The organism is Ferrovum sp. JA12 (assembly GCF_001431705.1).
GTDB lineage: Bacteria > Pseudomonadota > Gammaproteobacteria > Burkholderiales > Ferrovaceae > PN-J185.
In genome coordinates, this window is record NZ_LJWX01000002.1 from 879,063 (window position 1) to 901,612 (window position 22,550).

At 43.2% G+C, this 22,550-nt stretch carries 25 protein-coding genes and 1 other RNA gene; 8 read left to right on the forward strand and 18 right to left on the reverse strand.

The features are described 5' to 3' along the window. The first annotated feature begins 72 nt into the window (after nucleotides 1–72). From FERRO_RS09145 to waaF, 3 genes are read left to right on the forward strand one after another with little or no spacing between them, the layout of a single operon-like run. Nucleotides 73–999: a branched-chain amino acid transaminase gene (locus tag FERRO_RS09145; protein WP_056930663.1), complete on the forward strand. Its 927-nt coding sequence runs from the start codon at nucleotides 73–75 to the stop codon at nucleotides 997–999. A gap of 3 nt (nucleotides 1,000–1,002) precedes the next feature. Further along, the gene (locus FERRO_RS09150) at nucleotides 1,003–1,206 is read left to right on the forward strand and encodes a zinc-finger domain-containing protein (protein ID WP_056930541.1); all 204 of its coding nucleotides are present in this window, start codon (nucleotides 1,003–1,005) and stop codon (nucleotides 1,204–1,206) included. Continuing rightward, nucleotides 1,173–2,207 carry a lipopolysaccharide heptosyltransferase II gene (gene waaF / locus FERRO_RS09155; RefSeq protein WP_056930542.1) on the forward strand — a complete coding sequence of 345 codons (1,035 nt, stop codon included), beginning with the start codon at nucleotides 1,173–1,175 and terminating at the stop codon, nucleotides 2,205–2,207. Before FERRO_RS09150 ends, waaF begins: the two co-directional genes overlap by 34 nt. Here the strand turns inward: waaF and FERRO_RS09160 are convergent. Genes FERRO_RS09160 through alr form a run of 3 tightly spaced genes read right to left on the reverse strand, consistent with a single transcriptional unit; the run spans nucleotide 2,170 to nucleotide 4,791 of the window. Next, the gene (locus FERRO_RS09160; protein ID WP_056930543.1) at nucleotides 2,170–2,769 is read right to left on the reverse strand and encodes a nucleotidyltransferase family protein; all 600 of its coding nucleotides are present in this window, start codon (nucleotides 2,767–2,769) and stop codon (nucleotides 2,170–2,172) included. The genes waaF and FERRO_RS09160 overlap by 38 nt on opposite strands. After that, entirely contained in the window at nucleotides 2,769–3,716 is a 948-nt protein-coding gene (locus FERRO_RS09165) for an XdhC family protein (protein ID WP_056930544.1), read from the reverse strand. Before FERRO_RS09165 ends, FERRO_RS09160 begins: the two co-directional genes overlap by 1 nt. A 13-nt stretch (nucleotides 3,717–3,729) precedes the next feature. After that, a complete protein-coding gene (gene alr, locus FERRO_RS09170; RefSeq protein WP_056930545.1) occupies nucleotides 3,730–4,791 on the reverse strand; it encodes an alanine racemase in 1,062 nt (353 codons plus the stop codon). A 70-nt stretch (nucleotides 4,792–4,861) separates the two neighbouring features. On the opposite strand from alr, the gene FERRO_RS09175 reads away from it, so the two are divergent. Continuing rightward, entirely contained in the window at nucleotides 4,862–5,830 is a 969-nt protein-coding gene (locus FERRO_RS09175) for a YheT family hydrolase (RefSeq protein WP_056930546.1), read from the forward strand. A gap of 24 nt (nucleotides 5,831–5,854) precedes the next feature. Next, nucleotides 5,855–7,228 carry a phosphomannomutase/phosphoglucomutase gene (locus FERRO_RS09180; protein ID WP_056930547.1) on the forward strand — a complete coding sequence of 458 codons (1,374 nt, stop codon included), beginning with the start codon at nucleotides 5,855–5,857 and terminating at the stop codon, nucleotides 7,226–7,228. Nucleotides 7,229–7,232: 4 nt separating this feature from the next. Here the strand turns inward: FERRO_RS09180 and ispF are convergent, their stop codons facing one another. Further along, nucleotides 7,233–7,718: a 2-C-methyl-D-erythritol 2,4-cyclodiphosphate synthase gene (gene ispF / locus FERRO_RS09185; protein ID WP_056930548.1), complete on the reverse strand. Its 486-nt coding sequence runs from the start codon at nucleotides 7,716–7,718 to the stop codon at nucleotides 7,233–7,235. Beyond that, entirely contained in the window at nucleotides 7,711–8,409 is a 699-nt protein-coding gene (gene ispD, locus FERRO_RS09190) for a 2-C-methyl-D-erythritol 4-phosphate cytidylyltransferase (protein WP_056930549.1), read from the reverse strand. Before ispD ends, ispF begins: the two co-directional genes overlap by 8 nt. Nucleotides 8,410–8,437: 28 nt before the next feature. Between ispD and mltF the strand changes: the two genes are divergently transcribed. After that, a complete protein-coding gene (gene mltF / locus FERRO_RS09195; RefSeq protein WP_056930550.1) occupies nucleotides 8,438–9,943 on the forward strand; it encodes a membrane-bound lytic murein transglycosylase MltF in 1,506 nt (501 codons plus the stop codon). Here the strand turns inward: mltF and serS are convergent. The 9 genes from serS to ribA form a co-directional block, all read right to left on the reverse strand. After that, nucleotides 9,933–11,222, reverse strand: a complete 1,290-nt coding sequence (serS, locus tag FERRO_RS09200) for a serine--tRNA ligase (protein WP_056930551.1) — start codon at nucleotides 11,220–11,222, stop codon at nucleotides 9,933–9,935. The two genes, mltF and serS, sit on opposite strands and share 11 nt — an antisense overlap. A 15-nt stretch (nucleotides 11,223–11,237) precedes the next feature. Next, nucleotides 11,238–11,849 (reverse strand): recombination mediator RecR, encoded by a 612-nt coding sequence (gene recR / locus FERRO_RS09205; protein ID WP_056930552.1) that lies wholly within the window; start codon nucleotides 11,847–11,849, stop codon nucleotides 11,238–11,240. A 1-nt stretch (nucleotide 11,850) separates the two neighbouring features. Beyond that, complete coding sequence (locus tag FERRO_RS09210) at nucleotides 11,851–12,174, reverse strand: YbaB/EbfC family nucleoid-associated protein (RefSeq protein WP_056930553.1); 324 nt, start codon at nucleotides 12,172–12,174, stop codon at nucleotides 11,851–11,853. 10 nt (nucleotides 12,175–12,184) lie between these two features. Continuing rightward, nucleotides 12,185–13,774 carry a DNA polymerase III subunit gamma/tau gene (gene dnaX, locus FERRO_RS09215; protein ID WP_082601269.1) on the reverse strand — a complete coding sequence of 530 codons (1,590 nt, stop codon included), beginning with the start codon at nucleotides 13,772–13,774 and terminating at the stop codon, nucleotides 12,185–12,187. Between the two features lie 20 nt (nucleotides 13,775–13,794). Further along, nucleotides 13,795–14,349 (reverse strand): acyloxyacyl hydrolase, encoded by a 555-nt coding sequence (locus FERRO_RS09220; protein WP_056930554.1) that lies wholly within the window; start codon nucleotides 14,347–14,349, stop codon nucleotides 13,795–13,797. Between the two features lie 29 nt (nucleotides 14,350–14,378). Next, nucleotides 14,379–14,477, reverse strand: an RNA gene (gene ffs / locus FERRO_RS10050) — signal recognition particle sRNA small type. A gap of 45 nt (nucleotides 14,478–14,522) precedes the next feature. After that, nucleotides 14,523–15,890 (reverse strand): 3-oxoacid CoA-transferase, encoded by a 1,368-nt coding sequence (locus tag FERRO_RS10760; protein WP_056930555.1) that lies wholly within the window; start codon nucleotides 15,888–15,890, stop codon nucleotides 14,523–14,525. Between the two features lie 19 nt (nucleotides 15,891–15,909). Then, nucleotides 15,910–16,692 carry a 3-hydroxybutyrate dehydrogenase gene (locus tag FERRO_RS09230; protein ID WP_056930556.1) on the reverse strand — a complete coding sequence of 261 codons (783 nt, stop codon included), beginning with the start codon at nucleotides 16,690–16,692 and terminating at the stop codon, nucleotides 15,910–15,912. Between the two features lie 28 nt (nucleotides 16,693–16,720). Beyond that, nucleotides 16,721–17,344, reverse strand: a complete 624-nt coding sequence (ribA, locus tag FERRO_RS09235; RefSeq protein WP_056930557.1) for a GTP cyclohydrolase II — start codon at nucleotides 17,342–17,344, stop codon at nucleotides 16,721–16,723. Nucleotides 17,345–17,435: 91 nt separating this feature from the next. On the opposite strand from ribA, the gene FERRO_RS09240 reads away from it, so the two are divergent. Then, the gene (locus FERRO_RS09240; protein ID WP_056930558.1) at nucleotides 17,436–17,933 is read left to right on the forward strand and encodes a dihydrofolate reductase; all 498 of its coding nucleotides are present in this window, start codon (nucleotides 17,436–17,438) and stop codon (nucleotides 17,931–17,933) included. 2 nt (nucleotides 17,934–17,935) lie between these two features. Here the strand turns inward: FERRO_RS09240 and FERRO_RS09245 are convergent, their stop codons facing one another. Then, the gene (locus tag FERRO_RS09245; protein ID WP_056930559.1) at nucleotides 17,936–18,331 is read right to left on the reverse strand and encodes a PhaM family polyhydroxyalkanoate granule multifunctional regulatory protein; all 396 of its coding nucleotides are present in this window, start codon (nucleotides 18,329–18,331) and stop codon (nucleotides 17,936–17,938) included. Between the two features lie 2 nt (nucleotides 18,332–18,333). Then, the gene (locus tag FERRO_RS09250; RefSeq protein WP_056930560.1) at nucleotides 18,334–19,554 is read right to left on the reverse strand and encodes a polyhydroxyalkanoate depolymerase; all 1,221 of its coding nucleotides are present in this window, start codon (nucleotides 19,552–19,554) and stop codon (nucleotides 18,334–18,336) included. Nucleotides 19,555–19,671: 117 nt separating this feature from the next. On the opposite strand from FERRO_RS09250, the gene pip reads away from it, so the two are divergent. Continuing rightward, nucleotides 19,672–20,622, forward strand: a complete 951-nt coding sequence (gene pip, locus FERRO_RS09255; protein WP_056930561.1) for a prolyl aminopeptidase — start codon at nucleotides 19,672–19,674, stop codon at nucleotides 20,620–20,622. On the opposite strand, the gene FERRO_RS09260 is transcribed toward pip, so the two are convergent. After that, nucleotides 20,606–21,244 carry a CoA pyrophosphatase gene (locus tag FERRO_RS09260; protein ID WP_056930562.1) on the reverse strand — a complete coding sequence of 213 codons (639 nt, stop codon included), beginning with the start codon at nucleotides 21,242–21,244 and terminating at the stop codon, nucleotides 20,606–20,608. The genes pip and FERRO_RS09260 overlap by 17 nt on opposite strands. A gap of 27 nt (nucleotides 21,245–21,271) precedes the next feature. After that, entirely contained in the window at nucleotides 21,272–22,546 is a 1,275-nt protein-coding gene (locus tag FERRO_RS09265) for a 6-phosphofructokinase (protein ID WP_082601270.1), read from the reverse strand. Nucleotides 22,547–22,550: the final 4 nt, after the last annotated feature.

Genomic DNA, 22,550 nt, shown 5'->3' on the forward strand with positions numbered 1-22,550 from the left:
TATTTAATAAGGTGTGGCTAGGAGAAAGTGGCAAGATCCGTTAAAATGGATATTTTGTATGTGGAGTGCTTTATGTCAATGTCCGACCGTGATGGTTTGATCTGGTTAGATGGTCAAATGATACCTTGGCGTTCAGCCAATACCCATGTTTTAACTCATTCACTACATTATGGTTTGGCTGTGTTTGAGGGAGTGAGGGCTTATAACACCAGTACTGGACCCGCTGTTTTCCGATTGCAAGAACATACTGAACGACTATTCCGTTCCGCCCATATTCTTCAGATACCGATGCCTTTTTCCATAAATGAAGTGATAGAAGCACAACTGAATACTGTTCGTGAAAACTCATTAAAGGAATGCTATATTCGTCCTCTAGTATTTCTCGGTTCTGAAAAAATGGGCGTATCTCCAAGAGGAGCTAAAACCCATATTACTATTGCAGCTTGGCCTTGGGGCGCTTATCTTGGTGATGAAGCTATTGAAAAAGGAATTCGTGTTAAAACTTCCTCATACACGAGACATCATCCTAATGTGACTATGTGTAAAGCCAAAGCATCTGGTAACTACATGAATTCTATTTTAGCTAACAATGAAGCTATCACAGACGGTTATGATGAAGCACTACTGCTCGATGTGGAAGGGTTTGTGGCCGAAGGGTCTGGAGAAAACATCTTTATTGTAAAAAAAGGAATCATCTATACCCCAGATTTGTCCAGCGCGTTAGAAGGTATTACTCGCGACACCATCATGTCCTTAGCTCAAGAAATGAATCTCAAGGTCATCGAGAGACGAATCTCGCGAGACGAATTATATAGTGCAGATGAAGCTTTTTTTACCGGGACAGCCGCTGAGGTCACCCCCATTAGAGAAGTTGATAATCGTGTGATTGGTCAAGGGATGAGAGGGGCCATCACCCAAGCGCTTCAAAGTAAATATTTTGAAGTGGTGACAGGTCAAAGCGCCAGTCATCAACATTGGTTAAGCTATGTTGGAGAATAAAACATGTCTCAGGGAAAAGCATTAGATCAACAAGTTGTTGTGGTCAGTGAAAAAGACTTACCTCTGCATTGCCCTCAACCTGCGGTGGCCATCTGGAACACTCATCCACGGGTATTTTTAGATATCACTAAAACAGGTCATGCTCAATGCCCTTACTGTGGTACTAAGTATGAATGGCAAGGCCCGCTCCCGCAAGCACAACATTGAAAAGAATATTAATCATTGGGGCATCTTGGGTTGGTGATGCGGTACTCAGCCAACCCCTTTTGAGACATTTAAAATCCTCAATGGATTGTACTATTGATGTGCTTGCTCCCTCGTGGACACGGGGAGTCCTTGAGCGTATGGCTGAAGTTGACAATATTATTGATAGCCCGTTAATTCATCAACAACTTAACCTGAAGGGTATTTGGCTCTGCGCTAAAGTATTAAAAAATCATTATGATCGTGCAATACTACTACCCAACTCCTTAAAGTCAGCATTGATTCCCTGGTTAGCCTCCATTCCTGAGCGCATCGGCTACCAAAAAGAGGTGCGTGGTATTTTATTAACCCATGATCTTAAATTAGATAAGCAACGCTATCCTTTTATGGTGGAAAGGTTCCTTGCTTTGTCTGAAATACCTTTTATTTTTAATGAGTCGCTCTATCCAAAAATTGAGCCCAATTTATCCCAACAACAAGAACTCATTAGAGAACTCAAGTTATCGCTTAACGTACCAGCTGTCGTGTTGTGTCCTGGGGCCGAGTATGGTCCTGCTAAACGCTGGCCTATGGAACATTTCCGTCAATTAGCCCACATGTTAATCGCAGAAAACAAACAAATTTGGCTAATGGGATCTAACAAAGATACCGACATAGCACAACATATCCTGCAACAAATTGACGGCCCGATAATTAATTTATGTGGAAAAACCACCTTAGCAGAAGCGGTGGATTTAATGGCGCTAGCCCAGGCAGTGGTCACCAATGATTCGGGTCTGATGCATATTGCTGCCGCTTTACATCGCCCTTTGGTAGCCCTTTTTGGTTCCTCAAGCCCTCAATTCACTCCACCACTTTACGCAAAAGCACGAGTTATCACTCGCCATCTCCCCTGCAGTCCCTGTTTTCAAAGAGAATGCGCGTTGGGGCACTTGCACTGTTTAACTGACATAACCCCCAAACAAGTTATTGAAGAGCTCCAACTCCTTGACGCAGGTATTTAAGCCAGTGTTCTGGCTCATCAATATCAAAGACAACTCCCTCATCCTCCACCTCAAGCCAATTGACCGCTTCAGGATTATTTTCAAGTATCTCTCTTAATCCATAATCACCGTTAAGAGCCATGATTGATGACAGATAGGCCCGACTAAAACCAACCGGATTTCCTCTTTTACCCCGGTATCTCGGGACCACCAAAGGTTTTCCTTGCTGCAAACAATTCATTAATTGTTCAACGGTTGTAGGCTGAATGCATGGCATATCAGCCAAAGCCACTAACCATGATGCATGGTTCTTAGTATTCTCAACCAACACTTTTAATGAATAAGAAAAAGAGGGAGAGTCCTTTAATACGGTGACCTGATACCCCAGCCTACATAAGGGCTCAATAAGGGCTAATTGACGAGAAGTGATAGCCGCCCATTTATACTCCAGATGGGCATACAGCTCAGCCACTCGAATGGCCAAATATTGCCCTGTTTCATCTTTAAGGAGGAGTTTATTTTCTCCAAAACGCCGACTTGAACCTGCGGCCAACAACAACAGACCGTGTCTTTTTCCTTCCATTAACTCAGAATTCCGTTTTTAATAGCCGTTATCTGAGCCAAAATAGCGAGCGCAATCTCAGGGGGTGTTTTACTTCCAATTGATAGTCCAATTGGACCTTTTAATTTAGCCAGTTGCTCTGTGCTCAGTGCAAAACTCTCAAGTCTCATCTTACGAGCCTCTTGGGTTTTACGTGAACCCACCGCACCCACATAAAAGGCTGGCGAAGTGAGGGCCTCTAATAGCGCTAAATCATCCTGTTTTAAATCATGGGTCAATGCTACGATGGCAGTGTTCATATCTGGTAATTGGGCTTTGATAAAATCATCTGGCATTAATTGACTCACTGTCAGGTGTTGTAGGGGCCAACTACGTCTAATTTCCTCACGCGGATCGCAAACAGTTATGTGGAAGTCTAAGGCTTCAGCCATTTGTGCCAAATACAATCCTATCTGATTTGCACCGATAATTAGTAGCCGGTAACGCGGACCAAAGGTGACTTCTAACAGGGGTGCTTCAACCTTCACCTTAGGATGAGGAGTTAAATCAATCAGACTAAGCGTGACCTCACCGGTATTCGTATTTAAGCGTCGCAGTACCTTGTTTTTTTTCTCAATATGCACACATAACTTTTCGATGAGGCTATGTGGTCCTAAGGGTTCTATAAGGATTTCTATACTGCCACCACAAGGCAGTAAATATCTTAAGGCTTGATTTTGGTCAACACCATAACTCATGTACTGTGGTAACTGAGGAGGGTACTGTTTAATATAATCAGTCAACTGATCCTCAACGCATCCACCTGACACTGAACCCACTAATTCCCCCTGATCTGTCACGGCCAGAAGGGCGCCAGCTGAGCGGGGAGCAGAGCCTACTGTTTTAACTAACGTAATTAAAAAACATCGGCGATTTTCTTGCATCCACCGTCGCAATGTGTCTAATACCAATAAATCTGCACTGTCCATTTTAATGCCTTAACTAATCATAGTATCTACTGGGTCTATGAGTATGGCACAGTAATTCGTAGGCAAGAGTCCCGCCATGGCGCGCTACGTCAGCAACACTCACTCTCTCACCCCATAGTTCCACTGTTGACCCCACCTGAACATGATGGTGATGCGTCACATCCACAGTAATCATATCCATGGAAACCCGACCAATCAGGGGCACTATTTCACCGTTGATCCACACTGGGGCATTATGCATGGCCGTTCTAGGATAGCCATCCGCGTAGCCACAGGCAATGGTAGCCACACGGGTGGGTTTATCCGCAGTAAACAAGCTACCATAACCTACCGCTTCCCCCTTCTCAATCCAACGTAAAGCAATCACCTCTGAGGTAAAACTCATGGCAGGCTTCAGCCCCACCTGTTCAGCCACACGACCTAAGGGATCTACGCCATAGAGCATTAAACCTGGGCGTGCCCAATGTCCTCGCAATTGAGGATGAAGCATGATAGCAGCGGAATTGGCCACGCTACTCGATACTTTAAAATGTTGCATAACCCGTTCAAAACGTTGCATTGGTAACTCCACCATGCCTAGATTAAGACTATCTGCATTGGCAAAATGGGTCATCAGAACCTCAACTATTGGGACGGGATGATTGGGTTTATATGAACACAATTGAATCGTTTCAAACTCATTAAAGCCCAAACGATGCATCCCTGTATCCAACTTTAACCAGATAGGTTTTTGTGAATTCACCGCTGACCACCACTGCCATTGATCAATATGATGGATAACGGGTGTTAATTGATAGCGATTATACTCAAACACTTCCTGCTCTGAAAAAGGGCCTTCTAGTAAAACAATGGGTTGAGTAATACCTTCCTCCCTCAAGATGATGGCTTCCTCAAGGCACGCCACTGCAAATCCCTCCACATGGGGGGCAAGAGCTGCAGCAACTTGTCTATCTCCATGTCCATAAGCGTTAGCCTTCACCACCGCCAATATTTTTCCTCCATGCATTTTTCTGGCCACATGGGTGTTGTGAATAATATTATTTAAATGTACGGTGATCCGTGCAGGACGTGTCATAATTTAGGGGTAATTTTCTCAAATACTAAATGGTTATCATCTTAAACGTCTTTTTAGTTTGCCGCCAATAATGTCTTTAATTTCTTCTAAGACCTACTCCCCCCCCAAATGGTTGTTCAATCAACATCTCCATACAATATATGGAGCACGTTACGTACCCTGCCCAACCATCCCGTGGGTACGTAAAACCCTCAGTACGCCTGATCAGGATTTCTTAGATCTGGATGTGGCAGAGTGTACTCCGGCCAAAGCTGTTTTATTACTGATTCACGGTTTAGAGGGTAATAGTCAATCTCGTTACATCAGGAGCCTCGCACATCAGGCCATCCATCATCAATTTATCGTGGTAGCCCCGAACCTTAGAGGGTGCAGTGATAGAATAAATTTGGCTCCTCGTATGTATCATGCCGGTGATAGTCACGAGCTTAACTGGCTCATCCCCCAATTAAGAGCGTTATATCCGCATCTTCCCTTGCACCTAGTGGGCTTCTCACTGGGAGCCAACATATTACTCAAGTGGTTAGCTGAGGAACCTAATTTTTCCTATGTCAACAGCGCTGTCGCCATTGCTCCTCCCCTTAACCTAGAGGTTGTGGCTAATACGCTAAATAAGGGATTTAACCGTTTTTATACTGGTCATTTTTTAAGTACTCTCAAACCTAAGGCACAATTAAAGGCTAACCAGTTTCCTGGATTATTTGATATTGATAAAGTGCTCAAAGCACGCAACATGTTCGAATTTGACGAGTTTTGTATGGCGCCATTGCATGGCTTTAAGAATGCTTTAGATTACTGGCAACAATCTAGTTCTGGAACACGACTCAAACAAATACAACTACCCACGTTAATCATTATGAGTGAGGATGATCCCTTTATCCCCAAGTATTTGATACCCAGCCGTGATAAATTATCTTTTTCCACGCAATTAGTAGTCACCTCGCAAGGCGGACATGTGGGATTTGTAAACGGTTCTTTTCCTGGATCTTTATGCTGGATCCCCGATACAATATTGTCTTTTATTCAAAACCTTAAAATTTAAATTTGATACACATAGGAAATCACCATGACTGTGGCAAGAGAAATTTTTAAAGCCTACGATATTCGTGGCATCGTTGATAAACAATTGACAGAACAGTCCGTCTTATTAATTGGCAGAGCCATTGGTAGTGAAGCCAAAAGTAAAGGCTTAGAGGAAATTGTTATCGGGCGAGATGGCAGGCTCTCAGGCCCCATGTTAAGTGCAGCACTAGCTCAAGGTCTCAGAGAGAGCGGCTTAAATGTCATTGATGTCGGAATGGTCGCAACCCCCATGCTTTACTTTGCCTCTTACCAATGGACGCAATTTACTGGCGTCATGGTGACGGGCTCTCATAATCCTCCCGAATATAACGGCTTTAAAATTGTCTTGGGGGGCGAAACTCTATCTGGAGAAGCCATCCAAGCTCTACGTTTACGGATTGAAAATAACCAATTTACAGAGGGTCACGGTAGCTATCGTGAGGCAAACATCGATCAACTCTATAGAGATACCATTACCAAAGATGTTCATTTACATAAACCGTTAAAAATTGTGGTGGATTGCGGGAGTGGTATCCCAGGACGTTTTGCACCAGATCTCTACCGCCAGTTAGGGTGTGAAGTGATTGAGCTCTTTTGTGAAGTAGATGGTCATTTCCCTCATCACCACCCCGATCCCTCTCAACCGGAAAATCTAGAGGATTTAGTGGCCTGCGTGAAGCGAGAACAAGCTGATCTGGGACTTGCTTTTGATGGCGATGGCGATCGCTTGGGCGTTGTTACTGCCCTAGGTGAAATTATTTATCCAGATAGACAGTTAATGCTCTTTGCCCAAGATGTTTTATCAAGAAACCCTGGTGCAACCATTCTGTTTGATGTGAAATGCACTCGTCATTTGTTTTCATGGATTAGACGCTTTAACGGGGAGCCTTTAATCTGGAAAACAGGGCATTCCTTAATAAAAGCCAAAATGAAAGAGACCCATGCACTGTTGGCGGGAGAAATGAGTGGTCATGTTTTCTTCAAAGAACGTTGGTTTGGTTTTGACGATGGTTTATATGCCGGAGCTCGTCTGTTAGAAATATTAAGTGCTACCGACAACCCCACCGCCACGCTCGAAGCTCTACCCAACAGTATTTGCACCCCTGAATTACAGATCAAGCTCGAGGAAGGAGAAAATAAAACGCTGATTAGCGCCCTGCAAGAGTTCGGAAAATTTGAACTGGCTGAAGACATCCTGACCCTAGATGGGGTACGAGTGGAGTACAAGGATGGATTTGGTTTAGCTCGGTCAAGCAATACAACGCCCGTTGTTGTCTTGCGCTTTGAAGCCGATAATAATGTGGCGCTTGATCGAATTAAAGAAGACTTTAGGACCAATATTCTTAAAATATTTCCTGGGGCAAACTTACCCTACTGAGAGTTTAAGCCGTTTGCTGGCACAGGCAAATAGCCTGTGCCGCAATCCCCTCTCCGCGTCCGGTGAAACCAAGTTTTTCTGTGGTAGTGGCCTTGATATTAATATTCTCTCTGACGATAACGAGGTCTGCGGCAAGGTTATCGATCATATCTTCAATATAAGGCATCATTTTAGGTGCTTGAGCGATAATAGTAATATCTACATTCACCACACTCCAGCCCTTTTCTTTTATCATAGACACCACATGACGCAATAATTTGCGGCTATCTATACCTTCATAGCGTTCATCAGAATCCGGAAAATGACGTCCAATATCCCCTAAAGATACGGCCCCTAATAAAGCATCTGATAGGGCATGACATAACACATCCGCATCCGAGTGCCCCATTAAACCCAAATGATAAGGAATGGTTACACCGCCGATGATCAGCGGGCGATTTTCTGCCAAGGCATGGACGTCAAAGCCCTGACCTACTCTTAAATTACTCATAACGCTCCTGCCGCCTTAATATATACTCTGCCAACGCAAGATCCTCTGGATAAGTAATTTTAATATTACTCTTACTACCAAGAACTAATTTGGGACATAATCCTAATCGTTCTACAGCAGAGGCTTCATCTGTCATGGTGTCTTGCGCCATAGATAACGCTTGATTAAGCAACCCATAACGAAACATTTGCGGGGTTTGGGCTGCCCATAAATATTGTCTATCGCGGGTGGCTATCACACGCCCTTCTTGATCACTTTCTTTCACTGTATCACTGATCGGAAGAGCTAAAATTCCACCCACTGGATCAGCGTTAAGTTCTTTGAATAAACCTTCAATGTGTGTCAACTCAAGACATGGCCTTGCGGCATCGTGAACTAATATCCAATCTTCTTTTCTTATACGGTTAGATAAATAGCGAAGTCCGTTTAATACAGTGTGCGCTCTAGTATCGCCCCCTTCATGAAGTATACTAATACGCTGATGACGAAACTTAATTTGATTCTCATATAAAACGTGAGAGGGTGATAAAATAACCACAATGTGTTTAATCTCTGAACAGGAGAGCAAAGCTTGAAGGGTATAATCCAATACCGTGCGATGTCCGATTGTTATAAATTGCTTAGGCAATTGAGAACCAACTCGGGCACCCACTCCAGCAGCAGGCACAATTGCGTAATGTGATCCGGTCATTTTCCGCGCTCATATCAATATTGCCCATATGTTATCACAGACTCTTCGTTACCTATTAACGACACTTTCTTTTGTCTTAAAACCCTTAGGCTCACCTGAGCGTGTTTTTCTGTTATTACTTACGGCTATGGTGTTAATCGTTCTTTGGTCTTACGAACATACGCAAGACCGTGATGGGGCGTCACTACTTAAAGATGCCCCGGTGTTGGCACCCATCACCAACTTAAACGATCTCTCCGAAATTGTCATCGCAACACGACTAGGTCCCACCACTTATCTCACCGATCCCGATGGAAAAACCGTTGGGCTAGAACACGATCTTGGCATAAGTTTTGGAGCGTATCTCGGCAAACCTGTACGATTTTTGGTATTGGACAATTTGGATCAAGTACTGACGGCAGTTAAACTACATAAGGCCCATTTTGCAGCTGCAGCAGTTCATGAAACCTCCGAACTCAAACAGCAATTCGATTTCACTCTGGCTTATCAAAACAGCCATCCTGTGATTGTTTATAACAATAACTTCAATAGCCCCATCAACTCACCGCAAGACATGATTGGTAAGAAAGTAGGCGTTGTGCCGGATCCCACTCATTTAGAAATTCTAAAGCAATATAAGGAGAAATTTCCTAAACTATCCTGGTTAAGTTATCCCCGTGGTGATATTGATCTTGACCTCCTACAAAAGGTGTATGAAGGAACGGTAGATTTTGCCATAAGTGACTCGAATACAGTGGCCATAGCTCAACACTATTATCCAGACCTTGTGGTCGCTCAACACTTAACCCCATCCAGCCCCCTCGCTTGGGCCTTCCCTAAGGATAGTAATAACCCCTTATTTCAAGCTGCTAGTGTTTTTTTTAAAAGATGGGATCATGGTGGCGACCTTTCAGAGGTTGTAGAACGCTACTATGGGCATATTAACGCACTTGACCGTGAAGACTCATCGGTCTTCATGGTTAAGAGAGCATCAAGGTTACCCAAATTTACTCAAATCTTTAAAAAAGCCCAATCACTCACTAATATTGACTGGCGCCTCTTGGCAGCAGTGGCCTATCAAGAATCTCGCTGGGATAACAATGCCTTGTCCCCTACGGGAGTGCGGGGGCTGATGATGCTCACTGCAGATACCGCAGACCACTTACATGTGAGCAATCGTCTTGACCCCAATGAGTCGGTCCCGGCGGCGGCAATATATTTAAAACAACTTGAGGAGTCTATCCCTAGGAGTGTGCCTGAACCTGATCGACTATGGATGGCTTTGGCTGCCTATAATGTGGGAATAGCACACCTTGAGGATGCCCGTAAGATAGCGCAACACAAAGGAATGAATCCTAATGCTTGGAACGATATTAAAAAAATTCTTCCTCTTCTCAGCGTGCCTGCAGTATTTAGTAAGACAGAATATGGCTTTGCCCGAGGCGGTGAGCCGGTTAACTATGTAGAAAATATTAGAAGTTATTATGATATTTTAAGCCGTTTTGAAGACAAATATCGTCCAGGCCTTAAGTTCTTAGACTTTACTAACCGCTAATTTTTTCTATCTTTGTCATTCCACCCATATAAGGTTGCAGAGCTTTTGGTATAGAAATACTACCGTCCTCATTTTGATGATTTTCTAAAACAGCCACTAGCGCCCGCCCCACAGCCACACCTGAACCATTTAATGTATGTACCAACTCTGGTTTATTTTGTTGATGACGAAAACGGGCTTGCATTCGTCTTGCTTGGTAGGCCTCACAATTACTACAGGAAGATATTTCACGATAAGCATTTTGCCCTGGTAACCATACCTCAAGATCATAGGTTTTGGTGGCGCCAGCTCCCATATCGCCAGTACAGAGCAACATCACACGATAAGGAAGTTCTAAACGTTGCAGTATCAACTCTGCATGATGGGTTAACTCCTCTAAAGCTTGATAAGAGTATTCTGGATGAACAATTTGAACGAGCTCCACTTTATCAAACTGATGTTGGCGAATGAGCCCTCTCACATCCCGCCCATAGGACCCCGCCTCTGATCTAAAACAAGGAGTATGCGCAGTGAGGCGAATAGGTAAATGATCCTCTTCAACAATCGTATCTTGAACGAAGTTTGTTAGAGGAACCTCCGCCGTAGGAATTAGGTAAAGAGGATCAGCTTCTTCACGCAGCACTTTAAAAAGATCGGCTTCAAATTTAGGTAATTGTCCTGTACCACGCAGTGTATTAGCTGAGACCAAATAAGGAACATAGGCCTCTTGATAACCATGCTCAGTGGTGTGCACATCCAACATAAATTGAGTCAACGCCCTGTGTAATTTAGCCAAGGGACCCTTTAAAACAGAAAAACGAGCTCCTGAAATGATGGATGCTCGATTAAAGTCCATCAGGGCTAACCCTTCACCAAGCTCCACATGATCCTTGGGGCTGAAAGCAACACTCTTGGGTTCCCCTACGCGTCGAATCTCCACATTGTCCTCAGCGGAATGACCAATAGGAACGCTAGCATGAGGCAAGTTTGGAATACTGAGGAGTAAATCCACCAAGCCTTTTTGGATAACCGTTAATTGTTGCTGTGCCAGATTAAGATCAGTATTAATAACTTGCACTTTTTCCATGAGTAATTGAGCGTCTATACCCTGCGCTTTTGCTTGGCCTATTTCTTTAGACAAACTATTGCGTTGCGCCTGTAGTTCCTGGGTTGCCATTTGTACTGTTTTTCGTTCCTGCTCTAACACTGTAAAACGGTCAACATCTAGAGTGAAGTGACGCTGTTTTAAACGGCCCACTACTTCATCTAATTGATTTCGTAACAGTTGTACATCTAACATAATTCGTCCTTTTACTTAAAATTTCGCATCACGTCTTTCAATGAACGCCTGCGCCAAAGTACCACTGTCTACATATTCTAATTCGCCCCCCACGGGAACCCCTCTTGCAATACGCGAAATCTTCAAGTCGAAGGGTTTTAATATTTCACAAATTGCATGGGAAGTAGCTTCACCCTCTACGGTGAAATTAGTAGCAATAATGACCTCTTTAATTAATCCGTCTGCCATACGTTTGATGAGGCGGGGCAATCCAATTTCGGTTGGACCTAGGCCGTCTAATGGGGAAATTTTTCCCATCAACACAAAGTACATACCCTTAAAAGCCAGGGTGTGCTCCATCATTAAAAGATCTGCTGGAGACTCCACAATACATACAAGACTTGGGTCTCGGCTAGGTGACAAGCACAAGTCACATACTGGAGCTTCAGTAAAATTATTGCATTGTTCACAATGCGTTATATTCGCAAGCGCCTCAGCCAACACCTTTGACAGCTTACCTGCCCCCACACGATCATGTTGCAATAAATGAAAAGCCATACGTTGCGCAGACTTGGGTCCCACACCGGGAAGACAACGAAGAGCACCAACCAACTCATCGATCAACGTGCTTTTTCGTTTCTCAATCATATTAAAAGGGTAATTTCAACCCAGGTGGCATGCCCATTCCTGACGTGAAACCTGACATACGTTGTTGAGTAGTATGCTCAGCTTGGCGGTGAGCATCTTTAAAAGCCGCCACAATCAAATCCTCAAGCATATCCTTGTCATCCATGACACTAGAATCAATACTAATACGCTTTACATCATGGTCACAGGTCATGGTAATTTTAACCATGCCGGAACCTGCCTGACCATTGACTTCAGTTTGCGCTAATTCCTCTTGCGCTTTTTTCATATTCTCTTGCATTTGCTGAGCTTGTTTCATTAAGCCTGCTAAACCACCTTTCATCATAATGAACCTCTTATTGTTTATCTTTAACTGGTTTAATACTCGATTCTATCAATTTCCCACCGTATTCATCTAGTATTGAACGCACTACGGGATCACGCTCCAGAGCAAGCTTGGCTGCCACAAGCGCTTCGTGGTCTTTTTTGTCTTCAATTTGCGCTGGGGTTAATCCATCATCTTTAACAAGATCAATAACCAACTTAATATCCATAACAAGAATGGATTCTAAGGCGCTTTGCAGACGATCTTGATAAGGCATGAATATTTTTTGAGAGGGATCGATAGTTAAATGTAACTGTCCTGCTTGAAAATCTTTTAGTTGGCAATGCCTCGCTAATTCGTAAGCCATTCCTGAACCTGATAACAGATTGACTAATTCAGCCCAATTACTGAGGCTAGGAGGTGTATGACCCACTTTAATCTTTTGCGGTTTTACCGTCTCTGAGTCAGGCTCATTATTCAACTGTTTTTTTTTAAAATCAGACTTCTCACTAAGAGAGAGATCCACCGATTCATTCTCTTTTTGAACAAAGGCAAGCATACGTAGCAGCGTCATTCTAAAGCCAGATAATTCATCGGGTGCCAAATATAAATCTTGCCTAGCTTGTATCACTATCTGATAAAACAAATGTAATGTTTTAGCGTCCCAATGTGAGGTCAATGGAAGCAAGGCTTCATTGAGTCCAAGAACCTCTTTAGCCTCATGCGTGGCTTTAAGTAATGTGATGTCGTGAATTAATCGTGCCAAGTCGTCAAGTGCTTGTATAAAAGACAATGACCTATCTGCCATGGATTGGGCGATAGTTGCTAACGTCAAGGCATCAGTATCTTTTAAAGCATTGAGTATCTGATAGAGATAATCTTCAGAGATAACGCCCAACATATCAGCAACCTGAGCCTCGTTAACTGAAGATGCACCATAGGCAATCGCTTGGTCTAATAAACTTAAACTATCCCTCATGGAGCCTTGTGCAGCACGCCCGATTAGGGTTAACGCATTCTCTTCATAAGGAACTGACTCGAGCTGTAGAACATGGGCCAAATGAGAGGCAATTTGATCAGGTCTCATTTGCTTTAAATTAAACTGCAAACAACGGGATAGAACAGTAATGGGGACTTTTTGTGGATCGGTGGTGGCCAGTATAAACTTAACGTGTTCAGGAGGTTCCTCTAGGGTCTTTAACATAGAGTTAAAGGCTGACCGTGACAACATATGAACTTCATCGATAATGTAAACTTTATAACGCGCTGCCACGGGCATATATTGCGCATTATCAAGTAACTCACGCATTTCCTCTACACGTGTATTGGTGGCAGCATCCACTTCAATTAAATCAGGGTTTCTCCCCCGATCAATCGACAAACAAGAATCACAGACACCACAGGGTTGTGAAGTTAATCCTATTTGACAGTTAAAACACTTAGCAAGGATACGAGCTAGAGTAGTTTTTCCAACACCACGAGTACCCGTAAAAAGGTAGGCATGGTGGATCCGTCCACTTTCAATTGCGTTGCTTAAAGCTCTAACAACATGTTCTTGCCCCACTAATTGCGAAAAATATTTGGGTCGCCATTTTCTAGCAAGGGCCATTGAAGGAGCCATAGATTTATTTATATATTGGTTTAAAACCAATGCCCTACACGTAACTGAAAAAAGTTAATCCCTGGGTTGGGATTTTGTATGCCCGCATTAGAGAGATGTTGAAAACGAAACATAACATCCCAATCGTGTTGTTGTCCCAAGCTTACCCCTGCTCCCACATGATCACCAAACTGAAAATTAGTGCTCATTTGTCTGCTAGTGTCAACATTATGATTCGTTATATAGTGAGCGCCTATCCCTAATTCAAAAAAAGGTACTACGTTTGAACTTGACTGGGTTGGGCTTATACGCCAAACGGGGGTAATACTATAATCGTTCACTTCATGATTACCACCAGAGCTGTTATGTGGGTTCCATTTTCCTACGGAAAAATCCCAGTAGCCACCGAGGGACCAGGAATGGTTAGTGAACCACCTCTTATCCCAGGAGTGATCAATACTAAGGCGGGCCATATCGGTTTGATTACCTTCCCCAACCTCAACACCCACCCCATCACGACTAGCCAAAGCACTATTACAGCTAATGATTAAGGGTAACCCCAACAAGCCTACCAAAGTATATGTTTTTGTAATCATAACGACATCGATGACGAAATTAAAAAATGGGTGGCGAGCCTAACCCCCGGCACTTGTACGATGTGGCTGTGGCTGCTTCTTTCCAGACCTGACCCGATTCACCACTGTACAATGCGGGGAGACCCGCCGTTGAACTTTGCATCATACCCTAAACCACCCTTTTTTGGGATAGATTAGTTCAGAGAAACAATAAAATCACATCCTGTTTTTTCTTTGACTTGCTCAAGGCTCACCCCAGGCATCAGTTCTATTAAGGATAAACCTTGTCCAGGTACCACTTCAAAAACGCATAAATCAGTAATAATCATATTGACCACCGCCTGTCCAGTAATGGGTAGGATGCATTGATGTAATATTTTAGGTTCACCTGTTTTAGCGGTATGTTCCATCAGTACAATGACTCTCTTAACACCAGAAACTAAGTCCATAGCCCCGCCTGGTCCCTTAACCATTTTCCCTGGCACCATCCAATTGGCTAAATCTCCCTTTTCAGAAACCTCTAAACCACCTAAGATGGATAAATCAATATGTCCACCACGAATCATGGCAAAGGAATCTGCACTAGAGAAAAAACTTGAGCCTGGGAGAGTGGTAATTGTCTGTTTTCCTGCATTAATCAAATCCGCATCAATAGTTTCTTCTGTTGGGAAAGGCCCAATACCCAATAAGCCATTTTCCGACTGTAATGTCACGTTGATTCCCTGCGGAATATAATTAGCGACCAAGGTAGGAATACCAATTCCAAGATTCACGTAATAGCCATCCCGTAGTTCCTTAGCAGCACGCATAGCGAGTTTCTCTCTTACTCCCATTGCGGTGTTCTCCGACTTTTCAGATGGAGGAATGTACAGGGTACGAAACTCAATTCTTTTTTGGTACTGAGCGCCTTCAATTATGCGATCCACATAAATACCTGGCGTATGAATTTCGTCTGGATCAAGGGAACCCACTGGCACCAATTCCTCCACTTCAGCAATGGTGACTTTTCCGCAAGTGGCGATCATTGGATTAAAGTTTCTCGCCGTTTTGCGATAAACTAAATTACCGGCTGCATCCCCTTTCCATGCCTTAATAATAGATACGTCAGCTACAATACTTTCCTCTAACACATAAGACTTACCATTAAACTCACGGGTATCTTTGCTTTCTGTTAAAGCAGTGCCAAATCCAGTTCTGGTATAAAAACCTGGAATACCAGCACCCCCCGCTCTAAGTTTCTCTGCCAAGGTTCCTTGTGGGGTCAGTTGTAACTCTAACTCCCCTGCTAACACCTGCCTCTCAAATTCTTTATTTTCTCCAACATAGGACGCAATCACTTTCTTAACTTGTCTTGTTTTTAATAAGAGTCCCATACCAAAATCATCAACACCAGCATTATTGCCGACAATAGTGAGGTCTTTAACACCACTCGCAACAAGTGCGGAGATTAGATTCTCTGGAATGCCACATAGACCAAAACCTCCCGCTGCAATAGTGATTCCGTCGTTCAGTAAGCCATTTAGGGCACTTTGCGCATCTTTAAAAACTTTATTTGTTGACATAAGTCTATCTCTCTAAAAATTATTGAGCTGTCCAGCCACCATCTATCGATAAGCTACTACCACGAATACTCTGAGCGGCGTCGGAACATAGAAACACTATTGTTTTACCGATTTGCTGGGGTGTCACAAACTCCCCTGAGGGTTGTTTTTCTGATAATAATCGACTCTTTGCCAGCTCTTCTGTTATTCCTTCTTTTTCTACAATATCATCAATTTGTTTTTGAACTAAGGGGGTTAATACCCAGCCTGGACAAATGGCATTACAGGTCACTCCAGTCTTAGCCGCCTCTAAAGCAACGGTTTTAGTTAAACCAATCAAACCGTGTTTGGCTGCCACATAAGCCGACTTATTCGCTGAAGCCACCAAACCATGGGCTGACGCAATATTAATAATTCTTCCCCAACCTGTTTGATACATATGCGGAAGTGCTGCCTGGATGGTGTGAAAGGATGAGGAAAGATTGATGGCAATGACAGCATCCCATTTGTCTTGCGCGAAGGACTCAACCGGTGAGACATGCTGAATCCCAGCATTATTAACTAAAATATCGAGAGACCCTAATTGTTCTATGGTCATCTTCACCATCTCGTGAATTTGACTGGGTTGTTTCATATCTGCCGCACTGTACTTTACCGTCACACCAAATTGTGTCGTCATAGATTGTTTTATTTGCTCGATTTCTTGACTGTCACCAAAACCATTTAACACTATGTGAGCACCAGAACGAGCGAGTTCAGTGGCCACACCAAGACCTATGCCACTTGTTGAACCTGTGATTAAAGCTACTTTGCCTCGCAACATATACTCCTCCTTTGCTGTAAAACAAACACTATTTTTTAGGATCTGTCCTATTGGATTCCATCTCTAACAGATGCCCCATGCGATCTCGCTTAGTCTGCAAATATCTTTTTGTAATAGGATGAATTTTAGTTTGTAATGAGACTCGATGACGAATCACTATAGTAGAATTCTCTAAGCTAGCTAGTTTCTCTGGGTTATTAGTCAACAAATCTATTTCTTTCACTTGCAATGCTTGCAAAATCGCCACCGCCGCGTCATAGTTTCTGGCGTCAACGGGGAGACCTAAAGACAGATTTGCATCGACTGTATCCATCCCTTGATCCTGCAAACTGTAAGCAGCTAATTTTTGTTTTAAACCAATACCGCGTCCCTCATGACCTCTGAGATAGATAATGACGCCTTTTTCAAGCTCAACGATTTTTTCCATAGCATGCTCAAGCTGCTGACCGCAATCACATCGCAACGAATGAAAAACGTCTCCTGTCAAACATTCAGAGTGTATTCTAACCATGACCACTCCTTCAGACACATCGCCCATAATAAGAACCACATGTTCTTGCCCAGCAAACTCATAGGTTCGAGCACGAAATTGTCCATAACGTGTTGGTAAATGTACCCAAGGAGGAGTTAATGTATGCTCTTCGTACTTCATTAATAGGCTAATTAATCGATAAAATTTACATGATACCAGAGCAATTGTTGTATGCTTAATAAGTTTTTAATTATTATTCAAGCGATGACTGATGAAAGATAAACCTACGTTAGCCATGATCGTTGCCATGTCAGAAAATCGTGTTATTGGAAAAAATAACACGTTGCCATGGCATTTGCCCGCTGATTTGGCTTTTTTTAAAAAAACCACTTTAGGCCACCCTGTTATCATGGGTCGAAAAACATATCTTTCTATTGGAAGATTGTTACCCGGTAGGCGTAATTTAATTCTAAGCCACGATACAACCTATCACGTAGCAAATGCAGAGGTTTATTCATCAGTTAAAGAGGCCATCGACAGTTGTCAGTTGGCCGAAAAAATATTTATCATCGGTGGGGCAGAATTATTTAACAACACATTAAACATCACGGATGATTTGTACCTCACTCTCATTCATGCCCAGATTGATGGAGATACTTATTTCCCTGAAATTAACCCACAACAATGGCAAGTGAAATCAATCACTAAGCATGCTAAAGATGAAAAAAATCAATACGCCCTAAGTTTCATTCACTACCATCGCTGTTAATGCTATTTTTTTGTTTTGTCAGTTTTACTGGTGGGATTATCAGATGGTTGCCCGTTGACACCTTGCATCATAGTCCAAGGCCATAGAGCTGGATTCATCATTGGATTATTGTGTTGAGCGTCAGTATCTTTTGTTTTAGCATCGGTTTTTTTTGTCACATCAGCCACAGAAGACATTATGGTTTTCTGATACTCAAGAGTCTTAATTGTTAAATCAATCATCCCTACGTTTGCATTTAACCAGTGCTTAACAGTGGTCAGTTCATTAATCTTTTTCTCCAATTCCTTTGGGTCAAGCCCTGCGCTTAATAAGCCTTGCATAGGAAAGGCCATGGGGTTAACCATTTTTTGAAACATGTCAAACATATCAGCCGAAGGATTGGGTATGGAATCAGACATAATTAAGCCTCTTGTTCAATAAAGGATTTAATAGTTGGGTAAATCATTTCTCTAAAACGACGACCACTAAAGATCCCATAGTGACCCACGTCCTTAGCCACTAAATACTGCCTATGTTGCTCGGGAATACTGCCACACAACTCGTGGGCTGCCATGGTTTGTCCATTGCCAGAGATATCATCTAACTCCCCTTCCACCGTCAATAAGGCAGTTTTAGTGATTGCATCGGGGCGGACCAACTCGCCGCATGAGGTTAATGTTCCCTCAGCCAGTGCATGGCGATGAAAAACACGATCTAATGTTTCAAGATAATACTCAGCAGGTAAATCCATCACCGCATTATATTCATCATAAAAGTTACGGTGGACGTTAGCGTTTTCCCCGTCACCTCGCACTAACTGATAAAAAAACTCTTGATGGGAATTAATATGTCTGCCAGGATTCATGGCCACAAAACCAGCATGTTGCAGAAAACCAGGATATACCTGGCGTAAGTACCCCGGGTATTTCACTGGAACACGATAAATAACTCGACTTTCAAACCATGACAAAGGATGCGATTTAGCAAAATTATTGACTGTTGTCGGATTTTTACGGGTATCAATGGGGCCACCCATCATCACCATTGACTTAGGTACCAAAGGTTCTTGATGGGCTGACATCAGTGAGACCGCAACTAGTACAGGAACAGTTGGTTGGCAGACGGACACGATATGTGTATCAGAACCAATAAAACGAATAATTTCTTGAATATATCTAACATAATCATCAAAGCCAAAAGGTCCATGAGACAAAGGCACCAGTTTAGCATCTACCCAATCGGTGACCCATACCTCAAAGTCTTTCACAAAGGTACGCACTGTGTCGCGTAGCAATGTAGCGTAATGGCCTGATAAGGGCGCTACAATTAATACTTTAGGTTGCGCAGTATTCATGCCAACCTTCGTAAAACGTTTTAAGTGACAGAACGGAAAATCTAACACTGTCTCTTCGACAACAGTATAAAGTTGACCAGATACCTCCACATGGTCAATACCAAATACAGGTTTTTCATACCGTTGGGTAGTTCTGAGAAACACCTCAGAACTGGCAGAGATAATTCGTCCTGCAGGAGTATAGCTTAAAGGACTAAAGGGGCTACCATAAAGGTGGGCTGCTGTTTCAGCCCAAGCACGAAGTGATGAGACGGAGGTATGTTGTAATTCATGCAACTCATAAAGCATAGATGTCTCCCTATGTAGTAAATCGCTTAGTTCAGCTAGAGTAACACTTAAAAGATAAAATATTGTAACAATCAGGTAAACTTCTCACATAAATAAATTTATGACTCATTATAAACCATGCAAAAATATTCTTTATTCCCTCCCATTGACCCCTATCAGAAAGGACGCTTAACTGTAGGGGATATCCATGAAATCTATTGGGAACAATCTGGTCACCCTCAAGGAATTCCTGTGGTTTTCCTGCATGGGGGACCGGGCGCTGGTGCCGGCCCCATGCATCGCCAATTTTTTGATCCAACGGTTTATCGAATCATCATTTTTGACCAACGCGGGGCAGGTCGTTCGACCCCACTTGGTGAAACGCGAGACAATACAACCCCCTTGTTAATTGAGGATATGGAACAATTAAGGCGTTTATTAGGGATCAATCAATGGCTTATATTTGGGGGATCTTGGGGAAGTACTTTAGCTTTAGCTTATGCCCAAAGTCATCCTGACCGGTGTCTGGGATTGATTTTAAGAGGTATTTTCCTGTGCAGAAAAAGCGAGATTGATTGGTTTCTCTATGGCATTAAAACCTTTTTTCCTGAAGCATGGGGGGAGTTAACCGCCTTGATTCCAGAGCATGAGAGGGGTAACTTGCTAGAGGCTTACCATCGCCGTCTACAGGATGCTGATCCCAAAATACACTTAACAGCCGCCCGCAAATGGAGCGCATTTGAAGGGGCTTGTTCCACGCTAATGCCTAACCCTGCTTTAGTGAGCCACTTTGGTAGCGATGCGGTGGCCTTAGGTTTAGCTCGTATTGAAGCGCATTACTTTACGCATAATATTTTCTTACCCGACAATAGCCTGCTCAACAATATTGATCGCATTCGTCATCTACCAGGAATCATCGTTCAAGGTCGCTATGATGCTGTATGTCCCATTGTCACCGCTGACGAACTCCACCGAGCCTGGCCTGAAGCCACTTATCAGATTATTGCTGACGCAGGGCACTCGGCTTTTGAACCTGGCATACTCAGTGCTCTAGTTGCAGCCACAGAAAACTTTAAGCACTATTTTTAAGCTCCGCGAACAGGGTATGGTAGAGATTAACTAACATACCCGCCGTAGCCCCCCATATTGTCTTATCGTGATATTGAAAGAGGTAGTATTGTCTGCTCCGACCTTCAAACTCATCTTTTGTGAGAGCATGACGTTTAGGATCAAAGAAGAAACTCAAAGGTACCTCAAAAATAGCATCAACTTCAAAGGGGTCAGGGGTAAGAGAGAATGGAGGATTGACCCAGCCCACCCAAGGACTTACCTTGAAACCTGAAGGAATAAAATACTCTTGAAGAGCCCCTAAAATTTCAACTTTATCTCGACCTAGGCCAATTTCTTCCTCTGTCTCTCTTAAAGCCGTTATCAATGTATCGCCATCTTCAGGATCAATGCGCCCACCAGGAAAACTTATTTGCCCTGCATGATGATATAAATGAGTGGTTCTTTGAGTCAGTAATACTTGTATTCCCTCTGGTTTATTAACAAGGGGGATTAAGACTGCCGCAGGAATTGCCTGTGCACGTGCTTGATCGCTCATCATGAAGCGCCCGTCAAAGAGTTCCACAGAGCTATTTGCTTGTAAACGATGTTGTATCCATTCCCTTGATAACAACAGAGAATCACCGGTATTTTTGTTCAACATAGCGAAAAAAAGTTGATAAAAACAAGCTCATGATTGCGATGTAAACCGGGTTTTTAACTTTTTTGGCACGGATTTATTGATTAAAGTGACATAATCAGGTAAACCTCTTTGATAGGGAGGATAGTCCTCTCCTTCAATCAAGGGAGACAAATAGCGTCTTGCTTGCTGCGTGATGCCGTAGCCGTCTCGCGTGATAAAGTTTTTAGGCAGCATTTTCTCTTGATTGGCAACTTTTGCTAAGGGTACCATGCCTATTTGCCAGCGATAGGGCTCATTACTCAGCCTCTCAATTATAGGCATTACTGCCGTGTATCCTTTTAAGGCAAACTGCACAGCAGCCTTGCCCACCGCATAAGCTTGCTCCACATCTGTTTTGGAAGCCAAATGACGGGCTGCTCGCTGTAAATAATCCGCCACAGCCCAATGATATTTATAACCCAGTTTTTCTCGTACGAGAGAAGCGATCACAGGAGCCACGCCACCTAATTGAGCGTGACCAAAAGCATCTTTTAAACCGGTTTCCGAGAGGAATTGTCCATTTTCGTTGCGTATTCCCTCCGATACACCAATGACACAATAACCGTACTTGTCAACACACTCTTTGACCCGTTTTAAAAAGCTCTCAGGATTAAAAGGAACCTCAGGAAAAAGAAGTATATGAGGTGGCTGTCCTTTCCTCTCAGAGGCCAAACCACAGGCTGCCGTAATCCAACCAGCATGGCGACCCATTACCTCTAATATAAATACTTTAGTAGATGTTTTAGCCATGGACGCCACATCAAAACCGGCTTCGCGAATAGAAGTCGCCACATATTTCGCCACCGAACCAAAACCCGGACAACAATCTGTTAATGGTAAGTCGTTATCGACAGTTTTGGGAATACCAACACACATCAATGGGTAACTCATTTCCTCTGCCATCAAGGATACCTTGTGGGTGGTATCTTGTGAGTCTCCACCACCATTATAAAAAAAGTAACCTATCTGATGTGCTTTAAACACCTCAATGAGTCGCTGATAAGAAGCCCTGTCCTGCTCCAAACTTTTTAATTTAAAGCGAGCAGAACCAAATGCTCCTGAGGGAGTATATTTTAAAGCACGGATAGCTTCAGTACTCTCAAAAGTTGTATCGATGAGATCCTCTTCGAGAGCACCTAAAATACCGTTACGACCACATAATACTTTACCTATCTTAGTTGGATTGCGTCGTGCTGTTTCAATAACCCCACAAGCGCTGGCATTAATCACTGCGGTAACGCCACCGGATTGAGCATAAAATGCATTCATGGGTGATTTTTTCATGGCT

Excerpts from the sequence above, each read along its gene's own strand:
- recR (WP_056930552.1), bottom strand. The coding sequence starts at position 11,849 with ATGATTGAGAAACGAAAAAGCACGTTGATCGATGAGTTGGTTGGTGCT.
- FERRO_RS09150 (WP_056930541.1), top strand. The coding sequence starts at position 1,003 with ATGTCTCAGGGAAAAGCATTAGATCAACAAGTTGTTGTGGTCAGTGAA.
- FERRO_RS09165 (WP_056930544.1), bottom strand. The coding sequence starts at position 3,716 with ATGGACAGTGCAGATTTATTGGTATTAGACACATTGCGACGGTGGATG.
- FERRO_RS09260 (WP_056930562.1), bottom strand. The coding sequence starts at position 21,244 with ATGTTGAACAAAAATACCGGTGATTCTCTGTTGTTATCAAGGGAATGG.
- FERRO_RS09160 (WP_056930543.1), bottom strand. The coding sequence starts at position 2,769 with ATGGAAGGAAAAAGACACGGTCTGTTGTTGTTGGCCGCAGGTTCAAGT.
- ispD (WP_056930549.1), bottom strand. The coding sequence starts at position 8,409 with ATGACCGGATCACATTACGCAATTGTGCCTGCTGCTGGAGTGGGTGCC.
- alr (WP_056930545.1), bottom strand. The coding sequence starts at position 4,791 with ATGACACGTCCTGCACGGATCACCGTACATTTAAATAATATTATTCAC.
- FERRO_RS10760 (WP_056930555.1), bottom strand. The coding sequence starts at position 15,890 with ATGTCAACAAATAAAGTTTTTAAAGATGCGCAAAGTGCCCTAAATGGC.
- ribA (WP_056930557.1), bottom strand. The coding sequence starts at position 17,344 with ATGAAGTACGAAGAGCATACATTAACTCCTCCTTGGGTACATTTACCA.
- serS (WP_056930551.1), bottom strand. The coding sequence starts at position 11,222 with ATGTTAGATGTACAACTGTTACGAAATCAATTAGATGAAGTAGTGGGC.
- waaF (WP_056930542.1), top strand. The coding sequence starts at position 1,173 with ATGGCAAGGCCCGCTCCCGCAAGCACAACATTGAAAAGAATATTAATC.
- FERRO_RS09180 (WP_056930547.1), top strand. The coding sequence starts at position 5,855 with ATGACTGTGGCAAGAGAAATTTTTAAAGCCTACGATATTCGTGGCATC.
- FERRO_RS09240 (WP_056930558.1), top strand. The coding sequence starts at position 17,436 with ATGAAAGATAAACCTACGTTAGCCATGATCGTTGCCATGTCAGAAAAT.
- FERRO_RS09265 (WP_082601270.1), bottom strand. The coding sequence starts at position 22,546 with ATGAAAAAATCACCCATGAATGCATTTTATGCTCAATCCGGTGGCGTT.
- ispF (WP_056930548.1), bottom strand. The coding sequence starts at position 7,718 with ATGAGTAATTTAAGAGTAGGTCAGGGCTTTGACGTCCATGCCTTGGCA.
- FERRO_RS09210 (WP_056930553.1), bottom strand. The coding sequence starts at position 12,174 with ATGATGAAAGGTGGTTTAGCAGGCTTAATGAAACAAGCTCAGCAAATG.
- FERRO_RS09145 (WP_056930663.1), top strand. The coding sequence starts at position 73 with ATGTCAATGTCCGACCGTGATGGTTTGATCTGGTTAGATGGTCAAATG.
- pip (WP_056930561.1), top strand. The coding sequence starts at position 19,672 with ATGCAAAAATATTCTTTATTCCCTCCCATTGACCCCTATCAGAAAGGA.
- mltF (WP_056930550.1), top strand. The coding sequence starts at position 8,438 with ATGTTATCACAGACTCTTCGTTACCTATTAACGACACTTTCTTTTGTC.
- FERRO_RS09250 (WP_056930560.1), bottom strand. The coding sequence starts at position 19,554 with ATGCTTTATGAGTTGCATGAATTACAACATACCTCCGTCTCATCACTT.
- dnaX (WP_082601269.1), bottom strand. The coding sequence starts at position 13,774 with ATGGCTCCTTCAATGGCCCTTGCTAGAAAATGGCGACCCAAATATTTT.
- FERRO_RS09220 (WP_056930554.1), bottom strand. The coding sequence starts at position 14,349 with ATGATTACAAAAACATATACTTTGGTAGGCTTGTTGGGGTTACCCTTA.
- FERRO_RS09230 (WP_056930556.1), bottom strand. The coding sequence starts at position 16,692 with ATGTTGCGAGGCAAAGTAGCTTTAATCACAGGTTCAACAAGTGGCATA.
- FERRO_RS09245 (WP_056930559.1), bottom strand. The coding sequence starts at position 18,331 with ATGTCTGATTCCATACCCAATCCTTCGGCTGATATGTTTGACATGTTT.
- FERRO_RS09175 (WP_056930546.1), top strand. The coding sequence starts at position 4,862 with ATGTCTTTAATTTCTTCTAAGACCTACTCCCCCCCCAAATGGTTGTTC.